Annotated in this window: 17 protein-coding genes; 6 read left to right on the plus strand and 11 right to left on the minus strand. The window is 68.6% G+C overall.

The annotated features are described in order from the left end of the window. Positions 1-32: 32 nt before the first annotated feature. Together GGE06_RS00590 and GGE06_RS00595 are read right to left on the minus strand one after the other, a co-directional pair. Positions 33-335 (minus strand): hypothetical protein, encoded by a 303-nt coding sequence (locus GGE06_RS00590; RefSeq protein WP_116160788.1) that lies wholly within the window; start codon positions 333-335, stop codon positions 33-35. 64 nt (positions 336-399) lie between these two features. After that, entirely contained in the window at positions 400-990 is a 591-nt protein-coding gene (locus GGE06_RS00595; protein ID WP_246532280.1) for a hypothetical protein, read from the minus strand. 467 nt (positions 991-1457) lie between these two features. On the opposite strand from GGE06_RS00595, the gene GGE06_RS00600 reads away from it, so the two are divergent. Further along, positions 1458-2150 (plus strand): aspartate/glutamate racemase family protein, encoded by a 693-nt coding sequence (locus GGE06_RS00600; protein ID WP_184930151.1) that lies wholly within the window; start codon positions 1458-1460, stop codon positions 2148-2150. A gap of 800 nt (positions 2151-2950) precedes the next feature. Here the strand turns inward: GGE06_RS00600 and GGE06_RS00605 are convergent. Then, positions 2951-3436 (minus strand): TrmO family methyltransferase domain-containing protein, encoded by a 486-nt coding sequence (locus tag GGE06_RS00605; RefSeq protein ID WP_184929794.1) that lies wholly within the window; start codon positions 3434-3436, stop codon positions 2951-2953. Between the two features lie 60 nt (positions 3437-3496). Then, the gene (locus tag GGE06_RS00610) at positions 3497-4885 is read right to left on the minus strand and encodes an NsdA family TPR-like regulatory protein (protein WP_184929795.1); all 1389 of its coding nucleotides are present in this window, start codon (positions 4883-4885) and stop codon (positions 3497-3499) included. A gap of 233 nt (positions 4886-5118) precedes the next feature. Here GGE06_RS00610 and GGE06_RS43955 point away from each other — a divergent pair, with 233 nt between their 5' ends. Beyond that, positions 5119-5607: an ATP-binding protein gene (locus tag GGE06_RS43955; protein WP_376773503.1), complete on the plus strand. Its 489-nt coding sequence runs from the start codon at positions 5119-5121 to the stop codon at positions 5605-5607. A gap of 230 nt (positions 5608-5837) precedes the next feature. After that, positions 5838-6305, plus strand: coding sequence for an NUDIX hydrolase (locus tag GGE06_RS00620; protein WP_184930153.1), 468 nt, complete (start codon positions 5838-5840; stop codon positions 6303-6305). A gap of 293 nt (positions 6306-6598) precedes the next feature. On the opposite strand, the gene drmB is transcribed toward GGE06_RS00620, so the two are convergent. Genes drmB through GGE06_RS00640 form a run of 4 tightly spaced genes read right to left on the minus strand, consistent with a single transcriptional unit; the run spans position 6599 to position 18367 of the window. Further along, the gene (drmB, locus tag GGE06_RS00625) at positions 6599-8464 is read right to left on the minus strand and encodes an MrfA Zn-binding domain-containing protein (RefSeq protein WP_184929796.1); all 1866 of its coding nucleotides are present in this window, start codon (positions 8462-8464) and stop codon (positions 6599-6601) included. Next, positions 8461-11706: a helicase-related protein gene (locus GGE06_RS00630; protein ID WP_184929797.1), complete on the minus strand. Its 3246-nt coding sequence runs from the start codon at positions 11704-11706 to the stop codon at positions 8461-8463. The genes drmB and GGE06_RS00630 overlap by 4 nt, the downstream gene beginning before the upstream one ends. Continuing rightward, complete coding sequence (locus GGE06_RS00635; RefSeq protein WP_184929798.1) at positions 11703-13610, minus strand: UvrD-helicase domain-containing protein; 1908 nt, start codon at positions 13608-13610, stop codon at positions 11703-11705. The genes GGE06_RS00630 and GGE06_RS00635 overlap by 4 nt, the downstream gene beginning before the upstream one ends. After that, positions 13607-18367, minus strand: a complete 4761-nt coding sequence (locus GGE06_RS00640) for a DEAD/DEAH box helicase (protein WP_184929799.1) — start codon at positions 18365-18367, stop codon at positions 13607-13609. The genes GGE06_RS00635 and GGE06_RS00640 overlap by 4 nt, the downstream gene beginning before the upstream one ends. Positions 18368-18911: 544 nt before the next feature. On the opposite strand from GGE06_RS00640, the gene GGE06_RS00645 reads away from it, so the two are divergent. The 3 genes from GGE06_RS00645 to GGE06_RS00655 are packed head-to-tail and all read left to right on the plus strand — an operon-like array spanning position 18912 to position 22896. Beyond that, complete coding sequence (locus GGE06_RS00645; protein WP_184930154.1) at positions 18912-21035, plus strand: helix-turn-helix transcriptional regulator; 2124 nt, start codon at positions 18912-18914, stop codon at positions 21033-21035. Further along, positions 21032-22024: a hypothetical protein gene (locus GGE06_RS00650; protein WP_184929800.1), complete on the plus strand. Its 993-nt coding sequence runs from the start codon at positions 21032-21034 to the stop codon at positions 22022-22024. Before GGE06_RS00645 ends, GGE06_RS00650 begins: the two co-directional genes overlap by 4 nt. Next, entirely contained in the window at positions 22021-22896 is an 876-nt protein-coding gene (locus tag GGE06_RS00655; RefSeq protein ID WP_221517620.1) for a DUF6339 family protein, read from the plus strand. The genes GGE06_RS00650 and GGE06_RS00655 overlap by 4 nt, the downstream gene beginning before the upstream one ends. Before the next feature lie 12 nt (positions 22897-22908). Here GGE06_RS00655 and GGE06_RS00660 read toward each other — a convergent pair whose 3' ends face one another. The 3 genes from GGE06_RS00660 to GGE06_RS00670 all read right to left on the minus strand — a co-directional run bounded on the left by GGE06_RS00660 (position 22909) and on the right by GGE06_RS00670 (position 25572). After that, a complete protein-coding gene (locus GGE06_RS00660) occupies positions 22909-24135 on the minus strand; it encodes a DNA cytosine methyltransferase (RefSeq protein ID WP_221517621.1) in 1227 nt (408 codons plus the stop codon). A gap of 67 nt (positions 24136-24202) precedes the next feature. Beyond that, positions 24203-25174 (minus strand): DNA cytosine methyltransferase, encoded by a 972-nt coding sequence (locus GGE06_RS00665; protein WP_184929801.1) that lies wholly within the window; start codon positions 25172-25174, stop codon positions 24203-24205. After that, positions 25171-25572: a very short patch repair endonuclease gene (locus GGE06_RS00670; protein ID WP_184930155.1), complete on the minus strand. Its 402-nt coding sequence runs from the start codon at positions 25570-25572 to the stop codon at positions 25171-25173. Before GGE06_RS00670 ends, GGE06_RS00665 begins: the two co-directional genes overlap by 4 nt. Positions 25573-25580: the final 8 nt, after the last annotated feature.

Genomic DNA, 25580 nt, shown 5'->3' on the forward strand with positions numbered 1-25580 from the left:
TCAGCCCCGGTCACGGGTGACGGCCCAGGAGGTCAGGCCTTCCCGCGCGTCACGGCCCAGGAGGCGGCAGCCATGGCCCCGGCGACGGAGAACACGGCGGGCCAGGCCCCGATCTTCTTGGCGAGCGGATGGGACCCGGCGAACGCGGCGACGTACCCGGCCGTCAGCCCCACGGCAGCCTTGGCCCCACCCACCTGCTGCCACTCCCGCGCAGCCACGCCACCGGCGGCAGCGAGCACGACACCCCCGAGGGGCCGCTTCTTGGTCCACCGGGCAACGGCGTACCCACCGACGAGCCCGGCGGCGGCTATGGCGGGGGAGGGGATGCGGGGCATGGCGTGGGCCTCTCTGGTCTGGTCGATGGATCGCCCTTCGAGCGTACGGGAGTCCGTCCGGGAGTCATGTACGAGCCTTCAGGGCGCACTGGGGGCAATGCGTCTCGTCGCCGAGAGGGCGGAAGAGCATGGGCTGGGTGTGGTCACCGGCACATTCACGAGCACCTTCGAGGCGAGGCGAGAGCCGGTTGGCGGGCCGGGGAAGTTCCTTGGCGGGTACGTCACGCAGGAGGTACCGAACGAAACCGCCGGGCCGCTGTACGAGCGTCCCGGCACCGGGCAGGCAGCGCTGGATGTGCTCGTGGATGTCGCTGGAGGTGTGGCCGGCGTCGAGCCAGCGGGCGGCGAGGCGGGCGAGTTCGTCGCGCATGCCGGGCGGGATGTGGCGGAGGGCGGGGGAGAGAGCGGGGAGGGTGCCGATGACCGCGCGAGCGTCGTCGATCCGAGGGGACTCCTGGGCGGCCGGGGGAGGGTTGGGGGTGTCTTCCTCGGGGTCTTTCTTTGGATGACGGTCGGTGGACGGGGTCACCGGCTCGCCGACGGCCGGTTTCCGGGGACTCGGTACGACCTGCGGGGACGCGACGGGCTCGCGTCCGAGGAGCTTGGCGGCCTGGGCGGCGGTCAACGGCACACTGGAGACCAGCTGTTGGGTCACCCACCGTCCCCCGGCACCCTGCATGCGCCGCTCGTGCACGAACCCTTCCTCCTTGAGCTGCCTCTTGGCGCGTGCGAAGGCGCATGCCCCGATCCGGGCACGTTCGGCGGTGCGGGAGAGTGATTCGCGTGCGCCCTGGGGAAGGGAGAGCTGCCAGGTCAGAAGCCGAACGGCGTCGGAGCTGAGCCGGGGATGTCGGATGAGTTCGTGCGAGAACTGACTGAAGCCGCGCGAGGGCGCGTTAAAGTGCCGATAGATCACGGTGGAGTCGCTTTCCACGAGTGGTTCAGGCCCTCGCAGATGGCGCCAACCATCAGCGAGGGCCGTTTTGCGTGAAGCTAACGCAGACGACCCGCCCGGGTGGGCACGGTGAGTGAAGATCGCTCGTGTGGGTGACTGACTCCAAGCCGGGCTTATGCGTAGCGACCTGTCATGCTCAACGCCTTATAAGGGTGAAGGGTGTGGCGATGAAGACGATCGGGCTGATCGGCGGGATGAGCTGGGAGTCGACGGCGGAGTACTACCGGCTGTTGAACGAGTTCACGCGTGACCGCCTGGGTGGACTCCATTCGGCGAGGTGCGTGCTCTACTCGGTGGACTTCGCGGAGATCGAGCGGTTGCAGGTCCAGGGCCGCTGGGTGGAGGCGGGCGAGATCCTGGCGGCGGCTGCTCAGGCTCTGGAGGCGGCCGGTGCGGACATGGTGCTGATCTGCACCAACACCATGCACAAGGTCGCCGACCAGGTCGAGGCGGCGGTTTCGATCCCCCTGCTGCACCTGGCCGACGCCACTGCGGAGGCCGTAAGGGCGTCGGGCGTGCGCCGAGTCGGCCTGTTGGGCACGGCGTTCACCATGGAGCAGGACTTCTACCGAGGCCGTCTGGAAGCAGGCGGACTGGATGTGCGCGTCCCGGAGGCAGACGGGCGCGAGATCGTTCACCGCGTGATCTACGAGGAACTCTGCCTGGGCATCGTGCGGGAAGAGTCACGCGCCGCCTACCGGAAGGTGATCGCGGATCTGGTGGCTGACGGCGCGGAAGCCATCATCTTGGGCTGCACCGAGATCGAGCTTCTCGCGGGTTCCGAGGACAGCCCCGTCCCGGTCTTCCCCACCGCACGAGTCCACGCTGAGGCCGCTGTACGCGCAGCACTGAGGGCGTAACGGGGTACCCGGCTTCGTGGGCTTCTGGTGCGGCCGCCCTCTTTCCGAGTGTGGCGTCCTCCACCACCGCGTCAAGGGCGCTCCTTCGTCGCGTCGCTGCGCGATGGGCTTCGCCCACCCTTGACCCGGCGCCGGAGCCCGCCTTTTCACACTCGGAGGGCGGCCGGGGGCGGGGCCGCGCTTCCGGTCCGGGCAGTGTCCGGGGCGGGAGCGGCGGCCGGCAGGCCGGTGGGTGGAGGCTCGGTTTGCGGTGGGGGTGGGTGGGACCGGTTCCGTCTCGTCGGGGTGCGCGGCAGTTGAATGGGGCAGCCGGGCAGGGCTTAGCGGGTTGCGGTCGCCTGAAGCCCCGCCATTCGACGACCGACAGCCGCTAAGCGCCGCCCGGCTGCCCCATTCAACGACCGCGCGCCCAATGGACAGGACTGGTCCCACCCACCCCGGCTACGAACCCAGCCCCCACCCACCCCGCCGCACGGCCGACACCGAGGCCCGCCGATGCCCGGCCTCGCCACCCCACCAAGCACCTTCCACCCGCCTACGGCGGGAAGGGATTCCGCCGCCCCGGCGTGGACCCGTCCCCCCGGACCGCCCTCCGAGAGGTCTTTCGCTCCTGGAGGCGGCGGGTCAAGGGTGGCCGAAGGCCATCGCGCAGCGACGCGACGAAGGAGCGCCCTTGACGCGCCGCCGGAAGGAGCGACTCTCGGAAAGAGGGCGGTCCCACCAGAAGCCCACGAAGCACCCCCACCCCGAGAACCCCGCCCCCTGGACCAGAGGTCATGCGGACGGCGCTGGCTCGGCCCTCAGCGTTCGGAGGCGTCTCGCCAGTAGTCCGCGAGCATCTCGCCCGGCCACGCCGGCTGAGTGACGGGCCCGCGCGGGAGCATCTCTTGGAAGACCGCCACGAGGTCGACGACCTGGGTGCCGTCGTCGGCGTCGAGGTCCGCGACGTGCAGGTCGCGTCCGTCGACCTTGAGCAGTCGCGGAAAGGAAGTGGCCAGCCGGGCCGGACGCCGATGGTTGTGGTGAACGAACGTGCCCGTCGCCGGCCATGTGGGGTTGTCGCGGGGGCTGCGCGCATGAAGGGCGATATCGTCCGGGGATCCGAGGTTGAAGAACCACGTGACCTGGAGGTGCGAGAACTCCTCGATGCCTTGCAGGGTCTCCACGGGGAACTCCGGCCGCAGGCGGATGACCGACTCCACGCCGCCCTTGAAGTCGTCGAGCCGTCCCGTATGACCTCCGACGACGTCGGCGATGACCGGCACCTCGATGAACTGTGCAGGCACAGTCTGTCCTTCTTCCTTATTGGCAAAGCCACTTGTGAGATGAGCGGCGGCTCGGCGCCGTCAGATTACTCGTCGAAGCGCCACCCGGGCTCGCTCGTCGACCTCGGATACAGAAGGGATTCTGCGCCCTCGGAAAGGGGACAGGGTCGTCCGCATGGTGACGACAGCTTCCCTCGCCCTGCCGGACTGCACACCGTCCATCGCGTCCAGGGCTTGGGACCAGGTCTGGCACGCCGCCTCGACATTGCCCTGCCCAGCCTGGACGGCTCCCATGTAGCCGAGCGTGACAGCGTGGGTTCGACTGAAGGCGTCCGCCCTGCGGAGTCGAACGCTGGTACCGAAATGGCGCAGGGCACCGCTGAGGTCGCCCAGGGCCCACAGCGTGCGGGCGGTCTCATGCGCGAGGGACGCCTCTTGGAAGAACCACACGCGCTGGGGTTCGTCCTCTCCGACAGCGGCCTGGCCGAGGTCGGATTCGGCCTGGCGGATCGCGGCGATGGCGTTGCGCCGCTGGCCGTCGACGGCCAGCGCCCGAGCGCGTACAACGCCGATCAGGGCGCGCTCGCGAGGGGTGGCATAGTCGTACCTTTTGCGCTCGACGGAGGCGGTAGCGAGGTTCAAGGCGGCCCTGGTGTGCCCAAGGTCTATGGCCTGATGAGCCATCGCCCGCAGGATGTGCCCGGCAAGGGGAGCGTCGTCGGCCTCGGCGGCGAGCTTGAGCGCGAGGGTGAAGTAGCGCCGTGCGGCCTCGTGCTGGGTAGCGTCGAAGCTCATCCAGCCAGCCACGTATACGACTTCGGCTGCCGCTGAATACAGAGAGCGACGGGAGGTCTCACTGCGGAAGGCACCGCTGACGTACCGGGCGACGTCGTCGACGATGTATTGGTAGAGGGCAGTTCTACCGTCGATGCCGCCGTGCCGCTGATCGCGACGGGCGAAGAATTCGGTCATCTCGCGAACAGCCCGTACCTCGGTCTCGCCGACTCTGCGGTTCGGGCCAACCGCTCGAGAACGCGCCCGCTGCGGAGCCTCGTCCCACCACGGATCCCTGGGTAGGGCCAAGCCGCCGACGGAGTAGATGGCGGCGCCGGTGAGGAGTCGGCGGCGTTCGCGGTCCATGCTGTTTCTCCCCAGATCGACCAGAGTCGTCAGCGTGTCGGTGTCCCACTCGGACCCAGTGACGGTATCCGAGGCGTTCCCTGCGAGGCCGATCTCCGCGAGGGTGAGGGGACGCCCCAACCGTCGGGACAGAGTTTCGCGCAGGACATCAGCTGCCCGGCCCCGAGGCTGGGTTCCAGCGACCCACATGGCGACGTGCGAGCGCGTCACGCTGAGGAGTTCATCGATCCCGGCCTCCGCTGCGACACGTACCACCGCGGCAGCCACCACGGGCTGCGACCAACCCGTCTCCTCGATCACCGCGGCCAGTTCGTCGTTCCTGCGCGCCATGCTGCGCCCCTGTTCACAAGAGAACAATCTTTGACGGGTTTGACGGCATCGAGGCCTCGGTGGGGATGCCCACCCATCGCGAATCACGGTTCGCTGAAAGAACACGAAACCACCAACCGACAACGACGGGAGGGCAACTGGTGACTTTCAGCCACGTGGGTGATGAGGAAGGCCAAGCGGCCGCACTGTCGCCATCGGCGCCGCCGACTTCCTTGCGCCCCAAGCCGGTTGCCATGGAGCGCCGTGGAGGCAAAGGAACCCGAGGCCGCGATCACCCCGCACCCCCGCCCATCGGAGCCCCCGCCACGGCGACTGCCACCTCCTACCCGACAGGCCACCCCGCCTACTCGCAGACCCTCCCACGCGAGGCAGGGAGCGCCGCAGCCGCTCGCCAGCTGGTCCGAACGGCTCTGACTGTCTGGGGCCTGGATTCCCTGACCGAAGACGCCACGCTGGTGATCACCGAACTGGTCTCCAACGCAGTCGACCACAGCCGACTCCCGTCGATCCGCGTGCTCGTCTCCCGGCCTTCCGCGAATTGTGTCCGCGTGGGCGTGGTCGACCGCTCCAGGACCATCCCGATCCTGAGAACGGACTCCAAAGGCGACCGACTCCGGGGCCGGGGTCTGCTCCTGGTCGACACCCTCACGGACGAGTGGGGCACCGAGCTGTACCGCTGGGGCAAACAGGTCTGGGCCGAGCTGAAGGAGACCGAAGCATGAAGGACGGGAAGCCCTGGGTGGGCGATCAGGTACACGACGAGGCCACCAACAGGAAGGCCATCGTGACCGACGTCAGAGGAGGATCTGTGTACGTCCTGCGCCATGTCTGGGGCGGTGGCGACACTTGGGAGGCCGAGGACCCTGAGCAGCTCACGGTGACAGCGCCGGCCGGCGAGCGGCCGCACCACGCTCAGAACCTCAAGACACCCGACCAGGAGGGACCGCCGCACATGGGCAGGACCGAGTACTACAACGACCCCCACGCCCCCAAGGCCAACACCCTCATCCCCGCCAGCAACCTCCTGGTCGTCGACGACAGCGGCGCCATCCTCCTCCAGCGCCGCCGCGACACCGGCCAGTGGGCCCTACCCGGTGGCGCCCAGGACATCGGCGAGACGGCAGCCGAGTGCGCGGTACGCGAATGCCTGGAGGAGATCGGGATCATCGCCGAGATCACCGGCTTTCTCGGCGTCTGCAGCAACCCCCATCACATCGTCGCGTACACCGACGGCGAGATCCGCCAGCAGTACGAGAACACGTACATCGGCCGTCCCACCGGCGGCGAGCCCACCATCAACGACGAGGCTGACGGCGTCCGCTTCGTCCACCCCGCCGACCTCGACCAATACGACATCCACGCCAGCATGCGCCAGCAGATCGGCGACTACCTGGCCGGCACCTACCCCTACCTCGGCTGAGCGCTCGACGCCGCAACGGCCGGACCCCGCCGAACGAGTTCGGTGGCAGCTACGGCGAGCCGGAGGGCGCGGAGCGTGACGCCTCTCGTTCGGTCAGGCGCCGACGCCGCCGGCCTAACGAGGGGTTGCTCGGGGTTGGGGCGCAGGTGTGCCTCTGGTCAGGCTGCCCTCTTTCTGAGTGTGGCGACCTCCACCACCGCGTCAAGGGCGCTCCTACGTTGCGTCGGCCACTTGGAGGGCGGTGCCGGTCGGTCGGCGGGCGCCGCCCCGGGGTGACGGCCCGCCGCGGTGCGTCACTCCAGCACGTGTGCGAAGAATCCCACCTGACGGTCGTCCGGGGTACCGATCAGCAGCGCGCGATCGAGCAGGATGTTGTTGTATTCGCAGCTCGTCTCGGGCAGCATCGCGCAAGCGTGGCATGCCGCCAGGTTCGTGCCCCCCGCTCCGGAGGAGCGTGTCTCGATGCACAGGGGGTCGGCGGAGCACCAGGTGGCACGCTGCAGGGCCGAGTGAAGCGCCTTCGCGAGTCGGGTGGGCTCGCCCTGGGCGACCACGCCGCCGAGACTGCCTGCGGAGTCGCTGGTCGCCGTGTAGACGAGGAAACCGGCCATGGTGTCGTCCGTGTACAGGCGCTCACGCAGTGCTCCGGCCGGGTATCCGGCCTCCAGACTCCATTCGTTGATCAGCGCGTGCGCCAGTGTGTGCAGCAGCACCATCCGGGGGGTGGCAGGAGAGGGAGGCACCTCCGCGGGGTCGGTGGCCCGTTCTCTCAGAAGGCGGTCGTGGTTGGCGCGCATGCGCTCCACCCGGGCGGCCACCGCGACCGACTCCGCCCAGTTGTCCAGCCGGTGCTCGTCGAGGCGCACGAAGACGCCTTCGCCATGCACCTCCATCGCGGGGAGCCAGTCGGTCGGACTCAGCGAGAGGGCGGCCTCGTGGCCCTCGGAGCTCGTCTCCGGGTCCGCGATGCGGGTGAACGCCTTGAGCGCCCGTACCTCGCGCAGGCGCTTCACCAACATGGTCCTGTCGACGCCATAGGGGGAGAGGACCGAGATGTCGGAGACGGGCGGCTCGCAGACGAACTGTTCCTCGCGCCCCTTGTCCCGCAGGGCGTTGCCGGCCGACAGCTGTTCGTACTCCTGTCGACGCAGTGCCTGGTGGCGGTTGGCCGCGCCGACGTCCGCGCCGCCCTCGGGGGTCGGATCCTCCTCTTGTTCGGCCGCCAGCAGGTCCATGACCGCGTCGACCGAGACCGAGTCGTCCCCGCGGAACGCTCCCTTGAGGTAGATCTCGATCTCCATGCGTGAGGAATAGCCGCGCAGGTCCTCCCAGTGTTCCGCGAGCTTGTCGGCGAGACCGTCGCTCCACGGAGGGATGGACAGGGCGGACTTCAGCACCGGCTGCCAGACCGCCGACGAACCACGCTGGAGGGTGCGGGGCGACTTCGAGCAGAACTCGGCGGGAGCGCCTTCGAGCCAGGGACGCTTGCCCTCGCAGCGGACCTTGAGGTCTCCCAGGGCGGAGCGGCGGAAGGCGCCTTCCATGGAGACCGCAGGCACGCCGCAGGTGCACGAGACGACGATGGAGCGCAGCGAGGCGCTGCGACCGGAGAACGCCAGGCTCATCTGTCCGCCGCAGTGTCCGGTCGCGCCTTCCTCGCGGTTGCCGCGGTGCAGCCACTTCCAGTAGGGGAAGTCGTCGAGGTGCCCGTCCTCGCACGCCACGACGAATCGGGACGGCACGAGCGGCTCGTCGTCGCATTTCGTGCAGATGTTCTTGCCCGGAGGAGGGTTGAAGCCCTTGACGTGCTGCAAGGACCGGCACTGCGGACATGAGTGCCACAGGGGGAAGCGCCGGACGCGTACCCCGTCCTTGCTCCCGTCGTCGGAGGCCGGTGGCAGTCGGAAGTGGCGCACGCCCAGGACCCGGGCGAGCCGGTGTTCGTGGATGATCGGCGCCTCGTCGAGCTGCCAACTGTGGTGGGCCTTGTCGATGCCGGAGACGATGAAGGACTCGTTGTCGACGGCGACCAGGGATCCCACGCCGTACGTGGTGATCATCTGGGCGCGGCGGACCGACCCACGACGGGGCAGGTCGAAGCGGGGAGCGGCCGGGAGGCCGTCGGCGCCGCGGCGCCGACGCTCGCGGGGCGGGGTCATCGGGAAGCCTCCATGAAGAGAGCGGACTCGGCGTCGACGTCGCGCAGGCTCCACAGGGTGGACCAGGCGTCGGCGCCCTCCGATTCGTCGTCGAACGGTCGGAGGAGGGCGGGGGTGGGATTGCCGTGCTTGGGCTCGTACAGGAGTCCGCCGTGTGCCGCGGCCTTCCGCTGCCACCAATCGACGAACTCGTCGAACGCGTCCGAGGTGTCCTGCAGTTCTTCGGGTGCCACCTTGGAGACGCGGCTCGTCAGCAGTGGCTTGATCTCGGAACGCAGGCGATCCACATACGTGTCGATCCGGCCGGCGTCGGCGTTCTCGCGGGCCTCGGGGATGAGGATGCGGGCCAGAGCCACGACCACGGCGTGTAGGCCGCGGTCGCGGGACCGGGCGGAGAACGGTGTGACCGACGTCGACTCGACCTCGCGGTAGAGCGCCGAATGGAAGTGCAGGAAGTTCTCGTAGTGCGAACGGTCACGGGAACGGACCGAGTTGAGCATCACGGCGACCAGACCCGGGTGAGCTCGGCCCACGCGGCTGGTCGCCTGGATGTACTCGGCCGTGGTCTGGGGTTGCCCCATCACCGCCATCAGGCCGAGGCGGTTGACGTCGACGCCGACGGCGATCATGTTGGTCGCCAGGAGGACGTCACGGACATCGGGATCCGGGTAGCGCTTTTCGATCTCCTTGAGACGGGCGGGGATCAGGCTCGCGTCGACGCGGCTCGTCAGCTCCGAGTAGCGGTCGGAGATCCGTACGTCGGTGCCGTCGCGATCGGCGAGAAGCCGCAGATAGTCCTCGACGTCGTCGTTCACCTGGAGTTCGGCGGCGGACAGCAGACGGAGACTGTTGAAGTAGCCGACCAGCGTCCAGTAGGTGTCCCGGACCTCGTCGCTCGTCTCCGCGCGCATGGCCTGGTGGAGGAGGGCCGCATAGGTACGGATGAGGAGGGTCGACTGGCTGGTGCCGGGGGCGAGCAGGCCTACGTAGCGGCGGCTGGCCTTGCGCGCGCGGTTGGTCTCGACAGCGAACCAGGAGTCCCGGGCGTCCAGACCGGCCGGGGGGAACTGGTGCACGTTCCGATCGAAGAGGTTCCGTCCCTGGTCCGCCGCGCGACGGATGGTCGCCGTGGAGGCGATCACCTTCGGCTCGTCAGCGAGAGCGTCGACAGCCGTCTCGTACAGGCCGGTCAGGGTGCCGAGAGGACCCGAGATGAGATGGAGCTCGTCCTGGACGATCAGCTCGGGAGGCGGCGTCGTGTCGCCGGGGCGGTCTCGGTTGAACAACGTCGCCGTCTTCTCACGCCACGGCATGGACGCGAACTTGTCGACCGTGGCGATGACGAGGGTGGGGCGGGCCTTGTAGACGGTCTGGTCCACCAGGTGTACCGGGAGCCCGGAGGCGAAGTCGCAGTCGGGGCCGGGGCAGCGTACGTCCATGCGGACGTCGTCCACGTCCACCGAGTAGTGGTGGGCGTCCAGTGCTGTCCCGCACCACGGACAGGCGTGGAGCTGTACCGGGTTCTCCTTCTGCAGGCTCTGGCCGCCCCGGAGCTTGTCCAGCTGCTTGTCGGCCGTGTCCAGGTCGTTCGGCGTGGCCGACTTCCCGACCCACATGCCGATCGAGATGGTCTCGTCGCCCAGAAGAGCGGGATCCGCCGCGCGCATCCGTTCCATCGCGCAGATGAGGATCGTGGCGCGCTCGAACTGCTGGAGGGTGAGCAGACGCAGGGTGTACCGCATCAACACGGTGACACCTCCGCCATTCCCTTCGAGGCGCAGCCGGCGCAGGAACGTGGTGAACGCGATCAGGCCGAGGTAGGCCTCGGTCTTGCCACCACCGGTGGGGAACCACAGCAGATCCGATACCCGGCGGTCGGGGTGGTTGGGGTCGTCGATGCCGCGCAGGCACAGCAGCATGAACGCGATCTGGAACGGATACCAGCGCTGCGTCGCCAGGTCGGGCTCGCCCTGACGTCCTTCCTTCACCCAGGCGCTCCGGGCGCGCTGCTCGGCCATGGCCCGGTTGGCGAGCCGGAACGCCTCCATGACGTCCGGCTTGTCACTCAGGAGCCCGATTCCCTCGCGGATCCGTCCGAGGGCCTCGCGACAGGCTTCGAGTCTCTCCTGCGCGGCGTCCTCGTGCGGTGTCCCGGCAAGGGCGGTGGCCTCTGCGGCCTTGGCCTCGATCCACTGCTCGTAGCCGTCGGCCAGTCCGCGCAGCGTTTCGAGGACCTTGGCGTCGGGACGCTCGGCGAGGCCGAGCATGTCCAGCGCAGAGCTGTCGATCTCCGGGTTGGAGTCGGTCAGCAGCACCTCGTGCGTGGGCACGAACTCGGAGCGAATCTCGTCGATCGCGGCACGTACGACGTCGGTCAGACCGATCGGCGGCGGCGTCCACTCCCAATGGGCGGAGCATCCGTGGCCCATGGCGAAGGTGGGGGCATGACGATGGAGCAGGCGGCTGGTGGCCGTCTCCGAGTCGACGGCGGACAGCGCGGCGGGACGCTCGACGAAGGCGGACGCTCCGCCGGCGGCCCGCACCCGCAGGCTCGGCTGGAAGAGGGCGAAGGCGTCCTGGAGCTCCTTCTCACCCACGACGTGGGCGTTGATCAGAGTGACGGTGACGGTGACGGTGCCGGAAGGGGAGTCGATCGGCCGTACGAGGACGTGCAGCTGGACCTCGTCAGGTACGAGATCCTCTGTTACGACCCCCGGTCGCGTGATGTCGATCGTCTTCTCAGGCAGCTCCAGCTCCCGGCGCCGCCAGTGCTCACGCTGGTCGCTCGTGGTCCTGGCCTCCGCCCGCCGAGCCGACAGGGGTCGTCCCTCTGCGTCGACCGGATCGTAGACGGCGGCTCGTGCGCGGATCACGATCTCGGAGGCGATCTTGGGTGCGACGGCGAAGGTGAGGCCCATCGTCGAGGGGCGGCGGTCGCCCGACACCGGAGGGTCGACGGAGGTGTCGGTGTCGTCCGGGCGGTTGGTGCCGAGCAGGGGGGCCTCGTCCAGACCGTCCTCCTCGGCGATGTCCTCCAGCTGTTCCGCCCGGGCCTCGCGGCCGGCGGCCCGGGGGAACAGCACGCCGATCGGGTAGCGGGTGATCGGGGCGTCCTGCGTGAGGGTCTCGTCCGGGTCGTCCCCGGCGTCGGCGTCCGGCCCGAGGAGCTCCCGCCGCAGCCGGGCCACCAGCTCCTCGCGGACCCGGTAATGCTCGGTGTGCGGACTGGTCCCGTGCGTCATCCCTGTTCCTCCCCGGCGCGCTCGCCGCGTCGATACCTTCCGATTCCGGTGATCCGAGGGGCGATCCACACCCCGTTCCCGCCGAGCCCGGCGTTGGTGCCGGCGGCTGTGCCGCCTGCGACCGTCTCCAGAGTGTCCACCCGCAGGCCGACGATCTCGCCCGGCCAGGTGATCTCCCAGGACCGTGAGACCTTCTCCACGGCGTACAGGTCTCGACGGAAACGCTCGGAGGCCTCGCCGACGACCTGGTCGCGATGGAGCAGGTCGTACGGCGGACTCTGCTCGGGTCCCGCCGGTACGGGGTGACGCATACGAAGCGTCACCGCGTCCCCGGCGCGGACGTGCTCCAGCAGGTAGGTCTGTGTTGTGGTCGCGTCCATGCTGGCCGAGCAGGGGGGCGTGTCCCGGTGCACGTCACCCGCCACGGCCTGGATGCCGTACCGCTCGTAATTCTTCCAGCCGCCCAGGTACCAGCGCCCGGTGGGACGGTGACGCCTTATGCGGGAGGTGTCGGGGCCGGTGACGTGGTAGAGGTCCTCGCGGGCCCGGGTCATGGCGACGTAGAGGGCCCTCGCCTCCGCGGGCACGTCGAGGTCCTCATGGGCTTTGCGCAGCTCGTCGAGGGACGGGGGCGACAGCAGCAGTACCCGGTCGTACTCCAGGCCCTTGGCCCGGTGCACCGTCGAGACGATCAGTCGGGCCGTCTCCGGATCCGCCAGTTCGTCGGGGAAGCGCCCCTCGGCCACCAGACGTCCCAGGGCGGTGACATCGACCTGGCCGCGTCCGGTGCGACGGGTCGCGGCCCGCGAGAGTCGCCAGCAACGTTCGGGTTCCACCCCGGCCGGGAGCGGTATCCCCGTGAGCAGTTGCAGGAAACGCGACTCGGTGAGCGTCAGGGACTCCGCACGGCGCAGCAGCTCGGCCACCCAGTACGGCACGGGACGGTCCTGCAACGACCGCTTCAACGCGTGCTCCACCCCGTGCTCGTGCAGCAGCTCCGACATGGCGAGCGACTGACGGTTGTCGCGGGTCAGGATCGCGCACCGGCCCGGGAAGGCTCTCAAGGTGCCCAGCGCGAAGTCACTGGTCGGCTTCCCGAGGTCCGGCAGGTCGAGGAGGCGCTCGCGCAGTTCGGCGTGGAGCGCGGCGGCCGTGTTCTCCGCGCCGTCCGGCGAGGCGGCCAGGTTCTGCAGGCGGGGCCCCAGCGTGAGCGCTGTGCGGGCTTCAGGGGTCGTCGCCCGGAAGTTCTCGGTCAGATGGAGTTCGACGAGGTCGTCGTACGAGGTCCGGAGCCAGGTGAAGAAGAGGTCGGTCTCCTTGGCACGTTCCTTCGGGTCCTCGATCTGGAAGCCGTAGATGCCCTGTGCGGAGTCGCCGACCACGGTGAAGCCGCACGAACGCTGGAAGCGGTCGAGCAGGGCCTCCACCAGCTCACGGCGGTCGCCCACCAGATCCTGCGCCTCGTCGATGACCACGTGGGAGGGCGCCCCGAGCTGCCCGGCCTCCACCGCGCCCTTCTCGATCGCCGCGGTGGCGGCACGGATGCGCTCGTCGAAGCTGCGGGTCTTCCACTCCTCGTCCGGGTACGCCCCGGCGAGCAGCTGGTACGCCCACGAGTCGAAGGTCTGGACACGGACCCGCTCCGCCCGGTCGCCGTGCCGGGCGATCCGGTCCCGCAGTTCCCGGACGGCGGCCCGGGAGAAGCTCAGGACGAGGATCTCCCCGGCCTCCAGGGCCTCGTCGGGATCCTCGTGCCCGACGAGGGCGTCGAGACGCCGCACGACCGTGTGGGTCTTGCCCGAGCCCGCGCCCGCGGTGACCAGGAGGCGCGTGTCCCAGGGGAGGTCGACGACGGCCCGCTGCTCGACGGTGAGCGGAGGACTGGCGTCGTACGGGTCGGTCACTTGCTGCTCCACAGGTGCTCGAACTGGGTGAAGGCGAGAGCGGTGTCGAAGTTTTCGACGGTGTCGCGGACGTTGAGGATCAGGCAGGTCTCCTTGCCGCCGTTGAGCGGCCCGCGCAGGCCGCGCCCGATCATCTGCTGGTACACGTTGGGGCTGTACACCGGGCGGGCGACGATCACGGCCCGAGTCGCGGGGGCGTCGAATCCCTGGGTGAGGACGCCGTAGTTGGTCAGGACCCGGGTGCGGCGCTCACGGAAGTCGTCGATGCGCCGGCGACGGTCGCCGGGCGAGGTGGTGGAGTCGACGGAGGAGGCGGTGATGTTCCGGTCGCGGAGCCTGGCCGCCAGGGACTTGGCGTGGTCGACCGAGGTGGCGAACACCAGCACCGGCCAGTCGTCCGGCATGTCCGCGATCTCGTCCAGGATGCGGGCGTTCCGGTCGTGGTCGTTGGCGAGCCTCTGCTCGGCCGTCCGGGACAGGATGCTCATCTGTTCGGCGTACTGCTTCTCGTCCCGGTCCAGGGTGATCGTGCCGCCCTGGAGGAGACGATGCTCGACCTGGGCCAGCACACCGAGTTCCTGGAGTTCGGCGTACGCGTCGTCGTTCGTGAAGACACCCTTGTCCAGGCGCCGGCCGCCGAAGCGGTTGATCAGGCGGCGGGTCTCCTCCTGGTTGGTGTTGCGGAAGGGCGTCGCCGTGAGCCCCAGGAGGTGACGGTCCGTGCGGGAGGCTGTCAGGCCCAGGTGCGCCAGGATCTTTGTGTAGCGGGGGGTGATGGCGGTGTGAGCCTCGTCGACGATGACGAGGGCGGCGTTCCGCAGCCACTCGTAGGAATCGGCTTCGATGCAGTTCGACTGCTGGAGCTTGGCGTCCGTGGCGACCACCAGGTGCGGCCGATCGGTGACCGGTCCGGCCTCGTGCGACGCCCACAACCTGTTGATGACGAGCGGCTTGTTCGCACCGACCTTCTCCCAGACGAACTTCCAGCTCTGCACGGCCTGCTCGCACAGCTCCTCGGTCTGGGCGATCCACAGGATCGGTCCGTCGAGTTCGCCCGCCTGCTTCACCCAACGGATCACCGCCTCCGCCGTGACCCGGGTCTTGCCCGCGCCGGTCGGCAGGGACAGCATGCCGCGCTGCGGAACGATGCGGTCCAGCATGGTGAAGACATTGGCGGCGAGCCGCTCCTGGTAGTCGTGCAGGCGGGGGAAGTCCCGAGGTCCGTCCACTTCGATCTGCGGAGCCAGGGACGGGGTCCGGAAACCGGCGAAGGAACCAGGGAAGCGGAGTTCCGCCACGAAGGACACCGCGGTGGAGGCACCGGTGAAGGACGACGGGGCGTGGCTCGGGTAGAGGTTCTGCAGGTCGCGGACGTGGACCTGGAGGATGCCGTCCTCATGGGCGTTGAAGGCCATCCGCGCGATGCGGTGGCCGTCGGGCTCCACTCCGCCGTTCTCCGCCCGCTCGCTGTCCATGAGACCCGGGGGAAGACGGTCCCGCAGGGCTTCGGCACCCAGGAGCAGCAGCAGCTTCGTCTCCACGTCGGTGGCCTCGCGCACGGCCTTCAAGGTGGCCTTGACCTTCTGGTCCTCCTCCTGGCGCCGCTGTGCCTCCAGGACCTGCCGGCAGCCGGATTCGCCCATGTGCCAGCGCAGTTCACGGTCCACGGCCATCAGGGTCTCGAGCGCGTCGGAGGGCTCCAGCACGAGGATCGTGGATCCTCGCAGGCTGCTGTTCAGGGTCCGGGGCTGCATGCCGTTGGGGGTGCGGGTCACCTCTTCCAGGACCTTGCACCGTTGCAGGGTGTACGGGTCCACCTGCGAGCCACGCATCTGGCGCAGCGTGGGGTACAACTCCTTGAGCGGGATCGGGTCACCGATGTCCTCGCTCCGCGTCTCGCGGCTGATCACGTCGGCGTACGGCAGCATTCCCCACTGCTTGACGAGGAGCGCGGCATCCTCGGCAGACGCGGTCAACAGGGCGGGGAGTCGCTCGGCCCGCAGAGCCTGGTACTCGCCCTGCGAGGAGGCCACGGCGATCTCGCTGTCGGGGCGCGTTCCCCATTCGTCGCCGATGCGGCATCGGGTCAGCGTGTCCTCGGAGAAGGGCACCTCCAGACGGGTCAGCAGCACGTACGTGTTCCCGACGAAGGCGTCGTCCTCGCTCTGCTGGAGCTTCTCCTGGAGATGGTCCCAGAAAGAGCCGGGCACGTTCTCGACGCTGGTGGGAAGCCGCAGTTTGCGGGCTTTCTCGGAGCTGATGTCCGCCACCGGCAGGACATCGCTGTACGCGGAGAGCTGGGGACCGACCGCCTCGGTGACACGGCGGAGGCCGTGGGAGGTCGGGACGAGACCGTGCCGCATGAGCATCCACCGGATCGGGGAGGTCACGGCTCGTCGGGTGCTGACCTGGGCTCCGACCTGGAGGGTCCAGTTGTCGACGAGGGAGTCCTCGGGCAAGGTCTTCAGGAAGAGGGCACGGGCCTCGTCGGAGAGGCCAGGAAGCAGATGCAGAGGGCCGCCGACCGCCGCGCCCTCCAGCCTGATCCTGGCGAGGGTCGGGCGGTTGGGCTGGTCGGAGGGCAGGGACGCGCAGTACGCCTTGTGCAGGGACTCCCGGTACTGCTCGAACCAGGCCTCCTCCTCGGGGCGGTGTCCCCCCGTGGGTCGGTCACGCAGTCCCACCTCGCGGAAGAAGGTCATGTCGTCGGAGTGGAAGCGGGCGTCCACGGCGATGCCGGGATCCGACTCCGGGGTCACGACCGGACCGGGCAGCAGGCAGTTCCGCATCGGGTGGAAGCGTCCGCCCGAGGTACGCACGTGCAGGGTGGCTCGCGGGTCGGGCACCCGCTGGATCACCTCGTGCGACAGATGGCTGCTGCCGGCCTGGTGGAACAGCTCCCAGAACCGCGTCCATTCCTGAGGTCCGTACGTGCCGAATCCCTGTTCCAGGACGCTGACGAAGCGCCCCCGGACATCGGCCTCACGGATGCCGAGGGCGGTGAGGGCGCTCGCGAGCGACAGGTCGTCGGACAGGGCGCTGTCGACGTAGACGAGGGACTCGCGCAGTCCGTCCTGATCGGTGCGGCGGAAAACCTTGCCGACGACCGGAGCGACCATGCCGTTTTCCTCGGTCAGCACGATCCGCGAGTTCCGGGCCTCGTCGGCGTACGGCGAGGACGACTGGATCATGCTCGCGACGATGCGGATGGCGGTGGCGGACGCCGCGGCGGTGCCGTCGGTGACCAGGGCCTCCAGCCATTCCCGCACCGAAGCACGCTCGCGCTTGGCGGCCTTGAGGATGTGATCCGTCTTGCCGGCGCGGAGGGTGTCGGCCTCCGCCGACGGGTGCAGCCAGTTCGTGGGCCGGCCGGGGTAGGAGTTCCACAGGGTCAGCCAGCCGGCCACCGTCTTGTTGTCCTTGCCCAGGGACGGGTGGATGTTCAGGTCGCGCGGCACCTGCAGCCGGCCGTCCTGGTCCGGCAGGGAGGGGCGGTGGGCGGTGGCCTCCCAGATCTGCTCGGTGAGGTAGCGGTCCGCCCAGCTGACCGTCTCGGACTCCCGGGGCCGGCCGGGGAGGAGCGGGAGATACGCGGCAGGATCCTCGGCGGGAGCCAGCTGGGGCAGCGACTCGACCACCAGCCGGGCCGCCACACGGATCATCTCCTGGTTGAACGGCGAGGAGTCCAACAGGTTCTGACGGTCCTCGTTGGTTTTCCAGGCACCGTTGAGGATGCCGCTCAACGTCGTCTCGTACTTGGTGGGAAAGAAGGACCAGAAGCGTCCCCGGCCCTTGGGAGAGGAGAGGAGCCCGCCAGCGTCCTTCTCGTACTCGCGCACGGCCCACGAGATGTCGAGGGCGACCCGGTCATGCAGTTCACCCGCACTGGAACGAGCGGCCGCCGTGGGCTCATGGGCGAGCGTGAACACCCGCCACCTGTTGGCCGAGGGCGGGTTGCCGGAGCGTTCCTCCCGCACGGTGTGCAGTTCCCGGTCGCGCTCGACAGTGAGGGTCCGTCGCACGACGGGGCGCGGGCGGCGGTCCTCCAGGACCACCTTGGCGACGTGCGGGGAGAAGAACTGGAAGCCGACGGGGAACTCCTCCCGGTCACCGGCCGAGGAGCCTCCGTGCATGTCCTTCCCGAGCCGCTCGGCGGCCCCGTGGAGGAGCGGGAGACGTACGACGGTGGTGGCCCAGCCGAGGAGTTCGTCGAGCACGGGATCGGAGGCACGCTCGGCTGCGTCGTCCAACGGGCGGGCCATCCGGAGCACAGGAGCCTCGAACTCCTCGCCCAGACGGGCCGTGACTCCGGCGACGGAACGGATCTGTGCGTAGGCCCACTCGCGGTCGAAACCGAAGGAACCGGTACGGCTGAAGAACTGAGGGGCGTCGGTCACGACGAGTACGGACTTCACGCCTACGCCGAAGCGCCCGATCTGACCTCCGCGCTTGCGCGACATGCTCATCCGGAGAATCGTCTCGGCGCCCTCGGGGGTGACGGGGGTGCCCTCGTTCGCGCAGTAGAGATGGGTGTCCGTGAGGACGACGTGGACGGATCCGCCGGGCTCGGCGGCGATCTCGTCCGCGGCGTTCTGCACCAGTTCGAAGAGCTGTCGGTCGCCGTATCCGCCCTGGGTGATGCGCCTTTCTCCGTTCGCGTGCTCCGGAATGAGGCCAGGGTCGACGGCGTACGTCTGGAGGACGCGAGAGGACTGCTCGATCACGGTTGCGAGCACAGGAGTCGGTTCGAGGGACACGGGGCTCCGATTCTGGAGTGGCGACCTGATAGCAGAGGAAAGGGTTTGGGGTGATGGGTCGTCAATAGTGCTTTATTGCACGGGTGGTGTCGTAGACGTTGTGTCGACGAGGGTGGTTCCTGGCCGCATGTCGAGTATTTTCGGGGGCGGTGGCGATTGCGAAAAGAGGAGGGAGTTCTGACGCTGTGCGGAATGTTCCTGGGCGTCATCGCATGTGCGGCCACCGAAGGAGCGAAAAGGAAGGCGGCACACTTCTACCAGGGCGTCGGAAATACGTTTCTTCCGAGGCGGGTGGGGCCGCTGAGGTGAATGTACTCGGCCTTGTCGAGGGCGCGCAAGAGTGATCGCCGCATCCTTTCTTCTGTATGAATAGGGGAAATCGTGGCGAATCGTAGAATTCGGGGCAAAGGGTGTCGCCGATGGGCGGATTCCGGCCTTGCTGGCTCTGTCAAAGGTCGTTTGACAGGGGGTGCTCTGTCAAACGGGCGAGTAGGCTGGGAGTGCTGTACGAGACGCGTGGAGCAGGATTCGAGAGCAGGTGACCGTGGAAGCAGGCGAGGACTTCGGTCCATGGCTGGCGCGGCAGTTGAAGCTCGCCGACATGACCCAGACCGAGCTGGCCCTGGCCGTGGACGTGACGCGTGCGGCCGTGTCGGCCTGGATCACCGGCAGGGCGACCCCACGCCCCGAGGCGATCGAGCGCATCGCGCGGGCCTTGAACACGGATTTGGCCACGGTGCACACCCGCACCACCGACACCCAGGCCGGCCTTCCCGTGGGGTGGTACCACCGCCCCGGACACGCGGACGGAGGCCGGGAGTTGGGCAACGCCGCGGCGTTCGCCTTCGACGCCGACGTGTCGGTCCTGGCTCGTGAGACCTGCCAGAACAGCCTCGACGAGCGGCTCACCGCCAACGGGCAGCCCGTGAGGGTGCGTTACACCCTGCACGAGTTGACCGGGGAGGACCTCGCCCGCTTTCGCGAGGTCATCCAGTGGGACGACCTCTACCCGCACTACGAGGCGGTGCGGGAGCAGAAGCAGAAGGTCGGCAGGGTCGTCGACGCGGGGCTGCGCGACATGTACGAGCGTGACCGTCTGGTGCTGCTGCGGGTGGACGACTACAACGCCGCAGGTCTCACCGGCGACGACTACGACGACGGCCGGTTCGCGGCGGTCGTGAGACGCCAGCTCGACAGCCACAAGTCCGGTAGCACGGCCGGTGGTTCGTACGGCCTGGGAAAGGCGACCCTCTGGGCGACCAGTCGGCTCGGGCTCGTCCTCATCAACTCCACGCTGTCCGAACCGCACGAAGGGCGGACCGAGCGTCGTCTCGTCGGACGTCTCGACCTGCCGTGGCGCCGGGTGAACGGCGAGGCGTGCGCGGGACCGGCATGGCTGGGGCGCCCCGACCCCGACTCGCCGGGCGCCGGCGTGGCGCGCTCGTGGTGGGCGGACGAGGAGACGGTCGAATCCCTCCACCTGACGCGAGAGAGCGCCGAGCCGGGAACGTCGTTCCTCATCGTGGGCGCGCATGACGTGGCGAGTCTCGCGGAAGAAACCGCCGTGCCCGACGGCGACGAGGGGGAGGACGACGACAGCATCCAGCGGATGCACCACCGGCTCGTACGGGCCCTCGGCAAGAACTTCTGGGCTGCCATGACCGGAGGCGGTGATCGACTGCCGCTTCTGGAGGCATCCGTGCGCACCCTGCGCAACGGTGTCGTGGTCGTCCCTGAGGAGCGCGTGGACCCCACCGTCGCCCAGCCTTCCCGTACGCGCGCGCTGAAGGCGTTCCTCGACGGAACGACCGTGGAGCGGCTCACCGAGACCGGACAGGTCGCCGCCGTCGAGGTGCCCCTCAGTCTGCCCGTCCAGGGCGGTGGGCGCACATCCTTCGGAGAACACCGTGCGGTGCTCCTGGTGACGCACGCCGAGGACGCGGACGGGAAGCCCAATCGCGTCGTGACGATGCGAGGCAACCGCATGACGGTGCGCGACACCGCAGTTCCCGGGTTGCCGTTGGTCGTCAATCCCTTCCAGGCCGTGCTGCTCGCCGGTACTGCCGCCGGTCCGCAGGCCCCGTTCGCAGCCGAGGCCGAGGAGTTCCTGCGTGCCGCTGAACCTCCCGAGCACAACAAGTGGGGGCAGACCGAGGAGCTGACGCTCACCTACTCGACCTCGGCGTATCGAAGGATCAACGGGCTCACCCGGGAGACCAATGCGGCGATCAAGACGTTGGTGGCCCGCCCCAAGAAGGGGACCAAGCAGGGAGGCGGGCGGCTGGCTCCGAAGCTGACCATCGGCTCGGGGAAGAGGCGCCGGCTGTCGGCGGTCAGCATGCCGGTCCTCGAAGAGCTCGACGCGCAGGTCCTCGAAGGGGGAGCCTGGCAGGTGATCGGCGAGATCAGGATTCCTCCCGGCGGCCATGAATGGAGACTCGTCCCGGTCGCCAAGTTCGATGTGCGGTCCGGCCCTCGCCCCACGATCGAATGGGCCGAGGTCGCCGGCGTGAACAACTGTCAGGTGGTGGACGGTGTGTTGCGCTTCTCCGACGGTGCGCGCTCGGCGGCGTTCCGCGGAGTGACCGATCCCACCACACACGCCGTCAGAGCCAGTCTGAGCGGCCTCGTCGTCGAACTGCGCACCGGAGCAGGGGAGTTGTCGTGAAGGTTTTCCCCTACCCGCGCCTGCGAGGCACTGTTTCCCTGCGCGTCGACTCGGCGCGTGTGAAGGCACCGGCCCAGCCTCGTGAACAGCTCGACTCGCGCGCGCGATCCGTGATCGAACGGGCCGTGGCGCTCGGCGCCGCGGAGACGGAGGACTGGGAGACCGCCGTACTGACCGTCTCGGCGACGATTCCTTCGAAAGCCACCGATCCGACAGGTCCGTGGTCCGAGGTCGTGGTGGTGGCGGTGCTGACGGACCGGACGACCAACACCCGTGTCACGTCGACATTGGCGCGGGAGACGGAGGACGGTCGGGACTGGTGTGGTGAGCTCCAGGTGCTGCGCTCCGACATCCACGACCGTGCCGTGCTGACGGTGCAGGTGATCGCGACGGTCGACGGGGTTCCCGGCCGTATCGTCGGGGAAGCCGCCGAGGACTGGATCGTCGACGTGCGCAGCGATGTCCCGACCCGGGAACAGAGCTTCGACATCAAGGAAGTCGGGTTCACCAAGGGACCACGGTGGCTGCAGGGCTTCAGCGAGGCCCCGTGGATCGTGAACGCCTCGGGAACGGTGCCCACCGTGCACATCAACACCGATTTCGAAGGCATGGCCGATGTCCTCGGCGCCGAGGGACGAGGGCCCGAAGGTCTGGTCAACGCCATGCTGGTCTCCCAGATGGCTGCCGAGGTGTGGACTGCCGTGTTCCACTCGGCCATCGGCGACCTTGAGATCGAGGACGACGGCACCCCTCTCTTCCCTCACGGCTGGCAGGGCGAGGTGCTCCGCGAGATGCTGCCGGACGTGGTGCCCGAGCGGACCCTCGAGGACGCGTTGCGCGAGGTGCACCGTCGGCGGGTGGGTGCCACAGGATGGACCGAGCTGCAACCGCGGATCCAGTACGCGGCGATGCGCAGGGCAGAGGTGCCGCGGGTGCTCTCGGAGACCGTACGCGGCCTGGACAAGCTCAACCGTGAGGACGAGGCATGACGGAGAAGCCCGATCACCTGCCGGAGTACCTGGCTCGGCTCGCCGACGAGGAGGCCGCCCGGTTCATCACGGACGGTCTGCTGTCCGGGAAGGACAGCGTCCCCTCCATCGCCCTCAACCAGGCGACCGAGCCGCTGCCCGAGAGTCCGCGCCGACGTCTTCGTGCGATCAGGGACCTGATCGACGACGCGATGTACATCCACCGGGACGAGCGACCGACGCAGGCGGACGCCTGGCTCGCCCCGCGTCTGCACGCGATCCTTCGTCTGACACGTGCCGAGGCGGCAGACTCCGCACTGTGGAATTACCTGGCTCTGGGCGTCGCCCCCGACTTCGTGGTCTGGCGTCACCTGTCCGAGACGGCCAAGGTCGTCAACGCCCAGTACTTCAAGGGTCCTCACTACAAGCAGGCATTCGCTCGGCTCTGGTGGTCCGCCGAACTCTTCCGGAACGGACCTGACTACGAGCCGGTCGTCATCGCCTGCGGTAACCAGGACATGCTCAACACGGGTTTGAGGCTGGACGTCGTCGACCACCGTCCCACGGCCCAGGCCATGGTCAGACTGCTGCAGAGGGGGGTCATACGGACGGGGCGGGACGCGAACGCCCTGGCCAAGGTCGTCAACACGGCGGCCGTGACCGTGATGTACGACGTGATCGCACAGGACGTGCCACGGGACGGCGATGCCGTGCGGATGTGGATCGACGAGGGAGAGGGCGGGCTCACCGTTCATCACCGCCCTCTTCCCACAGGTCCTGCCGAAGAACCCGCCCCCGAGAGCTCGGTGGAACTCTTGGCGAACAACTTCGCGGAGCTGTTCGCCGATGCTCCGGTTCGAGGCAGGAGAGCGGACGAGGAAGAGGGCGGCTGACCGTCCTCCTCCCTACGGGCGGCGAGGAGGGACCCAGGCCTTCAGGGCTTTGATGGCCTGCTGCTTCCTGTCCTCGTCCAGCTCCAATGCCGTGCACAGGATGTGGATGGCCAGGAGGGGCGGGATCGCGTTGCCGATCTGCTGCGCGATGTCGGTGCCCTGCCAGGGATATTCGGCAGGGAAGGTCTGCAGCAGGCCGGCCTCCTGCGGGGTGAAGCGGTCTTGCTCGGGGCCCAGTTCGAGATCACCGTTCTGGGCGCGCTTGAGTTCGAACACCTTGTTCCGGCGCACCTTGCCGGTGACGGTGGCGGACGGCATGTCGGAGGTGCGGATGCCCCGCTTCGTGGGGTCGCCGCCCGATCCGTAGTTGGAACGAACGAGGAAGGGGGTGGGGCGGGTTTCCTTGAGCACGTCGTGCATGGAGACCCATCCCCATGGCTGCCTCGGTTGTTCCTCCTCGACCTCGAAGAGCGGATTCTGCGGGGCCTCGTGGTTCGAAGCCTCGGAATCCTGCACGGGGAGACGCTCTGCTCCCTTGTGGTAGCGCTGGTGAGTCGTGCCCGGGAGCTTGAGGCTCTGCCCCGTGCTGCCTCGATAGCGGGCGATCAGTACCGCTCTGCGTCGTGTCTGCGGGACGCCGTACTCCTCGGTGTGCAGGATGCCGCACTCCGCGTCGTAGTCGAGCTCGCGAAGGATGGTGCGGTACGTCTCCCAGACAGGCAGGACCGTCGGCACCTGTTCCAGTACCACCGCGCTGTAAGGGTCGCTCTTGAGTCGCTTTTCGACAATCCACCGGAGCGGCTGCAGCACGAGCCCCGTGCGCTCGTCGGTCCACTCCAGGATGCGTGCCCGCTCCTCGACCATCGCCCAGGCCTTCTCCAGCTCCTCGACGGTCTTGCTCAGTCCGACGAGCTTGGCGAGGTCCTTCACCTCGTCGAGAGCCTTGTGGCCCTCGCGGTTGCCGGCCACGGAGTAGGTCTGGCACGGCGGTCCTCCGGTGAGGACGCGGGCCGAGGCCACCTCGGGGTCGAGCGGACTCACCTTCGCCACGTCATGGATCGTCGTGGTGCGGAGGTTGGCGGCCTGCCGGGTCTCGCGGGTCGACTTCTCCCACTCCACCCCGATCGTGGGCAGATCGAGCATTTCGGCTGCGATGTCCAGGCCGCCCGGACCCGCGAAAAGATCGACAATAAGTGGCGGCTTGTCCTGATTTTCGCTGGAATGGGGTGCTGAGGTCATGATAGGGGGCAGTGTAGCCGGCCGAGCAAGATCACCTGCTCGGCGGGAGAGGACCTGTCGTCGCCGTTCAGGAACGGAGCGCCCGGGCGACGGCTCGACCGATGGCCTCACCGACCGGCGGTGGCGAGGCGTGGCCGATCTGCCGATAGCGGGCCGTCTTTCTGCCGGTGATCTCCCAGCTCTCCGGGAAGCCCTGGAGCAGGGCCGTCTGATCCACGGTGATTTTCACCAGGCCCTCTCTTCCGATCTCTGGGTCCCAGGTGAAATCGGCACCCGGGATCTCGTCGCCCAGTGAGTGGGCGTTCACTCCCAGCTTCTCCCACTTCCGCTTGGATCCGGTCGGTCCGAGGTCCGCACCGCCTCGGTTCTTCGAACCGCCGACCAGGGTGGGGGCCACGGTGATGGCCTGTGCCGCCCAGCGGTCGGCGTCCTTCCAGCCTCGCGAACGCATGGACGGCGCGAGCGCCTCGCCGACGGGCATGTGCTCCGTCACGATCGGGGACGGTGGCCGGAACGCCTGGAACCACTGCTTCTTGATCGCCACGAGGACCCCCTGCTTACGGTCCTGCGGTACACCGAAGTCGGCGGCGTTGAGGAGGAACCAGCTGAACTCATAACCGAGATGCTCGAGTTCCGCACGGGCGAAATCGTGGAAGTCGCGGAATCCATTCGGGTCGACCAGGGTCGGCACGTTCTCGATGACCAGCGCCCGAGGCCGTACCGCGTGAGCGAGGTAGATGGAGGCCCTCAGCAGCTTCTCTTCCTCGCTCGACCCGGCTCGGGCGGAAGTGGCGCTGGACTTCACCCGCGGCAGCCCCGCGGACAGCAGATCCACGTCGTAGCTCTCCGGATGCTCGCTGGGGTCGAGGTCCAGAAGATCTGCCTGGAGGACCTTCCAGTGCGGTCGGTTGGCCCGAAGGGTCCGGCAGGCGTCCGCATCCTCGTCGAGCAGAAGAGTCGGCTCGAATCCGGCCCGCTCCAGCCCCAGCGCGAGCCCGCCCGCTCCCGCGCAGACATCGACGAACGTCAGCCCACTCATCGATCTTCTCCCCCTCTTGTGGAGGCCCTTCGGCGCTCCACCGCCGCGGCGATGCGCAGGGCCACCTCCTCCGGTGCCTCATGCTCCCAGAAACGGAGGACTTCCCAGCCGGACGCTGTGAGGTGCTCGGTCGTCTCCCTGTCGCGGGCCATGTTGCGGTCGAGCTTCTGCCGCCACCACTCGGCGTTCGCCTTCGGCTGCGTGGCGTGCTCGGGGCAGCCGTGCCAGAAGCAGCCGTCGATCATTACGGCCACCTTGACGGAGGTGAAAGCGACGTCGATCCGTCGTCGGACCATGCCCGGCACCGGGAACTCGACGCGGTAGCGCAGGCCGGCCGCGTGGAGCAGGCGGCGGACCGCGAGCTCGGCGGCGGTGTCCTTGCTGGCCTGCCTGCTCATGCGGGCCG

The organism is Streptomyces nymphaeiformis (assembly GCF_014203895.1).
GTDB classification, from domain to species: domain Bacteria; phylum Actinomycetota; class Actinomycetes; order Streptomycetales; family Streptomycetaceae; genus Streptomyces; species Streptomyces nymphaeiformis.